The organism is Parasphingorhabdus sp. (assembly GCF_036964675.1).
Taxonomy (GTDB): domain Bacteria; phylum Pseudomonadota; class Alphaproteobacteria; order Sphingomonadales; family Sphingomonadaceae; genus Parasphingorhabdus.
Genome location: NZ_JBALTF010000058.1, coordinates 1 through 5,611, shown reverse-complemented (window position 1 = coordinate 5,611; position 5,611 = coordinate 1). Strand labels below are relative to the sequence as shown.

Here is a 5,611-nt window from a genome sequence, read left to right as displayed (position 1 = left end):
CTCATCAAGCCGTTGATCGAGGGCTGGAACAGACCCTGCAGCGCACCGATGGGAATGGCGATGAAGATCAGCCAGCCCTGGTCCGGTCCCGCGATCACATAGACCATCGTGCTGGCCGCCATGCTGATCGCGCCGATGATGACGGCATTGCGTTCGCCTATGCGCGGGATCAGCACCCGGATCAAAAGACCCTGGACGATCGCCGCGCCGATGCCGACACAGGTTAGTGCCAGTCCGACGGTAAGAGCGCTCCAGCCAAAGGCTTCCATCGCGTAAAAGGCAAAAATGATCGGATAAACCACATGCGCCGTCATCCAGACGGTGAGCGCGGCGGCATACCAGATAACGACCTTATTCTGGCCGTGGAGACCCCGGAGCGCGACCAGAGCATTGGCGCGCGCGATATCGAATTTGCGGCGTTTGTCTCGCGGCAGGCTTTCCTTGAGCATGAAAAACCCGAACAGGAGATTGAGCGATGCCAGAAATCCCGCAGCAAAAAAGGGCAGGCGGGTGCCATATTCACCCAATATGCCGCCAATCGCCGGGCCGAAGATGAAGCCCAGGCCAAAGGCGGCGCCGATCAGTCCGAAATTCTGCGCGCGTTTTTCCGGCGGGGTGATGTCGGCGATATAAGCATAAGCGGTGCTGAAGCTCGCCCCCATGATCCCGGCGATGATCCGCGCGACAAACAGCCAGAAAAGCGATGGCGCAAATCCCATCAGGACATAGGCGATGGCATAGCCGCCGAGCGCGCCCAGCAGCACCGGACGCCGGCCATAGTGATCGGACAGATTGCCGACAATCGGGCCGAAGACAAATTGCATCGCGGCATAGGCGAACGCCAGCCAGCCGGCATAGACCGCAGCGCTGGAAAGCGAGCTGCCGGTGATGCCGGTGATCAGTGTCGGCAGGACCGGCATGATGATGCCAAAGCCGAGCATGTCGATCAGCACGACGAGAAAAACGAAGACCAGCGAGGACTTCGCGGCGGGGGTGGTTTTGGATTCGGCCATGGCGCTTGGCCCTACACGCTCGGCGAAAGGAAAGGGAACCAAATATGAACCAATTATAGCGCAATTTTCATTGTCAGTTCAGCCGGGTTCACTTACACAAATGTCAATGACTGAAACATATCCCGACCAGCCACCGATCTGGAAATCGCGCTATAACCATCCCACCCAGTGGGACCAGTTCTATCCGCCGCTGTCGATGCCCGGAATGTTCTTCCGCTCGGCCGGTCGGCGCGGCGATGCCAATCTGCTCGATTTCATGGGCCGCAAATATAGCTATGGCGAAGTGGCCGCCGGGGTGGTCCGTGTCGCCAAGGGGCTTCAGGATCTGGGAATCGGCAAAGGCGACCGGATCGGTCTGTTCCTGCCCAATGTGCCGCATTATGTCAGCGCTTATTATGGTGCGATGGCGATTGGCGCGACGGTGGTGAACTTCTCGCCGCTCTATACGGTCGATGAGCTGAATCATCAGGTAGAGGACAGCGGTACCAGGATTCTGTTCACGCTATCTGCTACCGCCCTGTTCCCGACCGCCTATCAGGTGCTCGAACAATCGAGTCTCGAACGACTGGTGGTCGGCAGCATCTCCGGGGCGCTGCCGGCGGGCAAGGCGCTGTTCTATTCGCTGTTCCGCCGTAAGGAGAACAGCCCGCAACCCGAGGATGACCGGATCACTCCCTTTTCCGACCTGATCAACAATGACGGCAATTACAAGGCTCCCAATATCCGGCCGGACAAGGATATTGCCCTGCTGCAATATACCGGCGGCACCACCGGTACGCCCAAGGGTGCGATGTGCAGCCACCAGAATCTGACCGCCAATGCCCGGCAGATCAACAGCATCGACCCGTTTATCGACGAGGTTGACCGGTTGATGGGCGTATTGCCCTTCTTCCATGTCTTCGCCAACAGCGCTGTGCTCAACCGCACGGTCGAACGCGGCGGCGAAATTGTCATGCTGCCGCGCTTTGACGCGAAGCAGACATTGAAGGCGATCACCCGGACCAGGATTACCGCCATGCCCGGGGTGCCAACCATGTATCAGGCTTTGCTCGACCATCCCGATATCGACAAGACCGACTTTTCCTCGCTCAAGGTCTGTGTCTCGGGCGGCGCTCCCCTGCCGATGGAACTGAAGAAGAAATTTGAGGCAAAGACCGGTGCCAAGCTGGTCGAAGGCTATGGCCTGACCGAAAGCTGCGGCGTGGTCAGCGCCAATCCCTATGAAGGGCTCAACAAGTCCGGGACCATCGGTCAGCCGGTGCCGGGGACTTTGGTCAAGCTGGTCGACAAGGGCGATCCGACAAAGCCTGCTCCCGAGGGAGAACCGGGCGAATTGATATTCTCCGGCCCGCAGGTGATGCAGGGCTACTGGAACCTGCCGGAGGAAGATGAAAAGGTGTTTGTTGACGGTTTCCTGCGCACAGGTGATGTCGCGACGATCGACGAGGATGGCTATATCAAGATTGTCGACCGTCTGAAGGACATGATCGCGGTCGGCGGCTTCAAGGTCTTCCCCAGTCAGGTCGAGGAGGTGCTGTACAAGCATGAAGCGGTCAAGGAAGCCCTGGTGATCGGCGTCCCCGATGCCTATCGTGGCGAGAGCCCCAAGGCCTATGTCGCGCTGGAACCGGGCATGACGGTTACCAGCGAACAACTGAAAGACTGGCTCAATCCGCAACTCGGCAAGCACGAACGGGTGGTGGATGTGGTGATCCGCGACAGCCTGCCCAAAACCATGATCGGCAAACTGGATCGCAAGGCGCTGCGGGAAGAGGAATTGGGCTAGCCCGGACGGGCCGAGCTGCCGCTATCCGTTTGTAGAGCGCAGTTTCTGTCTGTTTTTTGAAACGAAGGCTTGTGTTTCGGTGGCATGATCTTTCACGGCGTAAAGCTGTTTGTCGGCAGCCTCGAGCAGGCTGTTCGCCGTAATTCCGTCTCTCGGCCAGGAAGCAATACCGATACTCGCCTGGACCCGAATGACATGATCCTGAACGATGCAGGGAGGAACCAGCGCAGCCAGCATATGGTCTGCACAGGCCGAAGCGGATATGGCCGAATCCGGCGAGAGTAAAATGGCAAATTCATCACCACCGATACGCGCGACGATACCATTTTTGCCGCAGGCCCGCTGGAGGCGGTTCGCCACTTCCACCAGCAATTGATCACCGACGGCATGACCGAACTGGTCATTGATCGGCTTGAATGCGTCGAGATCGATCAACGCAACGGTAAATGCGCGCTGGTGATCTTCCTCGGCAATCTGGCGTTCCAGATGTTCGCCCAATACCCGGCGGTTGAACAGGCCGGTCAGCGGATCGGTATGCGCCAGTTCGCGCATCTCATGTTGCAACAGCAACAGGTTGATAAATTGGTCATTCTGCTGCGTGATCAGCCGGAACAGGAATGTTGTCACCATGATCAGGCTGGCCGCCGCAGACCAGCTGAGCGGATCACCCGACAACAGCAGGATGATGGTGATCGGGACGATCCCGATGATGATGTTGAGGACCGCCGCCAACCGGATCGTCGCCAGCGTATAGATCGTCGTAAGCGAACCCATGGCGAGCGTGAAGGGATAGAATAGCTGCATATCGGCTGGCGCATTGACCCAGCTGAGCACACACCAGATGCTGACGAGGACGCAGATGGTTGCCGAAAAAAACGTCGCTTCGGCGATAAATTTGCGCGCCAGATCCGGACTGTCGCACGCATTGCGGTCCTTGATCAGCGAGATGAAACCAATCAGGCAAAAACTGGCCATCGCCAGCGGCATGCCATAGCGGATCCAGGGTTCGGCACCGGTGCTGGAGGCATAGAGCACGAAGGGGATGGTCAGGAACATTGCCAGAAATAGCGCGCGCGACTGTTTTTGCAGGCGGGTGGCGCTCAATATGGCAAATTCGTCCCGGACAGCAGGCGGGATCGGCGGGATGAGCCTTTGCAGGAACTGTCGGCTGGCTGACTGCATGGAGTGGTCATATCAGCGATGTGTAAAGGCCTCCTTAAAGGCAGTTATCCGTCGTTGTCGCCCGCTTGCCGCGAATATCGGGGATGAAAGACCGCTGGCTCACTTCCAGGCCGGACTAAGAGCGGTGGAATCAAGGATCATCGCGCGCAACCAGCGGCGGATGCATCCCTATGTCCATCTGCAGCCGAGCCAGATCCCGACCAGCACCAATATCTAGCGCTGGCCATCCCTAACCGCGAAACGCCGCCCCGGGTCAGTCCGGGCTGCGCGCCGCCAATATCCGCTTGTTGCGTGCTTCGACCGCGCGGAATGCCTTGAACACGCTGAGTTTCGGATCGGTTGTCCCGCTCTTGCCGAGATTTTCCAGCTGTTCGTAAAACCAGAAGATGACGGCGAAACTGGCAACCGCCTTGACCATCTGGAAACGCATCAGAAAGCCCAGCGAGTCGGGGAGCAGATGGAGCCTGTCCTCAAACCGTGGCAATGCCTCCAGGCCTTCCAATAGCTGCTTCGGTGCATCGGTCATCACGCACATCGGACGCCCGAGGCCGATCAGATCGGCGGCGCCGCTGGCGATCGCGGATTCCATCGCCGCGCGGGTCCGGAACCCGCCGGTCACCATCAGCGGAACCATGACGGCGTCCTGCATCGCCGTTGCGAAATCGACGAAATAGGCCTCGCGCGCCTTGGTTGACGGCGCGACATTCTGCTCTTCTTTCTCTTCGATCCCGTCCGCCCCCATCAGCGCCGGCTGTTCGTAGGTGCCACCGGATATTTCGACCAGATCGACGCTGGCATCCTCCAGCCACTGGACCACCTGTAGACTATCCTTGAAATTAAACCCGCCTTTCTGGAAATCGGCGCTGTTCAGCTTGACCGAAATCGGGAAATCGGGACCGACGGCAGCGCGGGTCTTGGCGACCACGGCGAGCAGGAATCGTGCCCGATTTTCCAGACTGCCGCCATATTTGTCGCTACGCTGGTTGGATCGCGGACTGAGGAAGCTGCTCAGTAGATAGCCGTGCGCGGCATGGATTTGCGCGCCGGTAAAGCCCGCCTGCTGACAGGTTTTGGCGGCCAGGGCAAAGCCGTCGACCAGTTCTTCAATCTCTCCGATGGTCAGCGCAACCGGTTCGCCAAATTGTCCGCCGGGCAGTCCCAATTTGATCGCCGATGGTGCCTTGGGATGTTGGTTGACATTGCTTTGCGTTTGCCTCCCGGCATGGCTGATCTGAGCCCAGAAATGATTGCCATTGCGGGTGGCGGCTTGCGCCCAGCTTGTCAGCGCGGCCATCATTGCGTCATCCGCCGGTCTATCGATGACAACATTGCCCGGCCGCTCCAGATGATCACGATCAATCTGGATATTGCCGCTCAGCAGCATCCCCGCGCCGCCGTCCGACCAGAGCCCGTAAAGCCGTTCCAGTTCCGCTGTGGGAACACCGTCCGGACTTGCCATGCCTTCGGTCATTGCGGCCTTGGCGAGCCGGTTGGGCAGGGTGGCACCGCAGGGCAGTGTCAACGGATCGGAAAGGGAGATGGTCATGGTGAAGTGTCCGTTGTCATATAATTTGAGACAGATGCGGTTTTCACGTTGGTGAATGTTTGGCATCATCTGTTTGATTTATAT

At 58.7% G+C, this 5,611-nt stretch carries 4 protein-coding genes; 1 reads left to right on the top strand and 3 read right to left on the bottom strand.

All coding sequences use genetic code 11. The features are described from left to right. Positions 1-1,013: MFS transporter (locus V7665_RS10475; RefSeq protein WP_335664485.1), on the bottom strand; the 1,013-nt coding region annotated here is incomplete at its 3' end. Positions 1,014-1,119: 106 nt separating this feature from the next. On the opposite strand from V7665_RS10475, the gene V7665_RS10470 reads away from it, so the two are divergent. Further along, positions 1,120-2,799 (top strand): long-chain-fatty-acid--CoA ligase, encoded by a 1,680-nt coding sequence (locus V7665_RS10470; protein WP_335664484.1) that lies wholly within the window; start codon positions 1,120-1,122, stop codon positions 2,797-2,799. Between the two features lie 21 nt (positions 2,800-2,820). On the opposite strand, the gene V7665_RS10465 is transcribed toward V7665_RS10470, so the two are convergent. Both V7665_RS10465 and V7665_RS10460 read right to left on the bottom strand, forming a co-directional pair. Beyond that, entirely contained in the window at positions 2,821-3,981 is a 1,161-nt protein-coding gene (locus V7665_RS10465; protein WP_335664483.1) for a GGDEF domain-containing protein, read from the bottom strand. A gap of 253 nt (positions 3,982-4,234) precedes the next feature. Beyond that, the gene (locus V7665_RS10460; protein ID WP_335664482.1) at positions 4,235-5,527 is read right to left on the bottom strand and encodes an NADH:flavin oxidoreductase/NADH oxidase family protein; all 1,293 of its coding nucleotides are present in this window, start codon (positions 5,525-5,527) and stop codon (positions 4,235-4,237) included. Positions 5,528-5,611 lie beyond the last annotated feature (84 nt).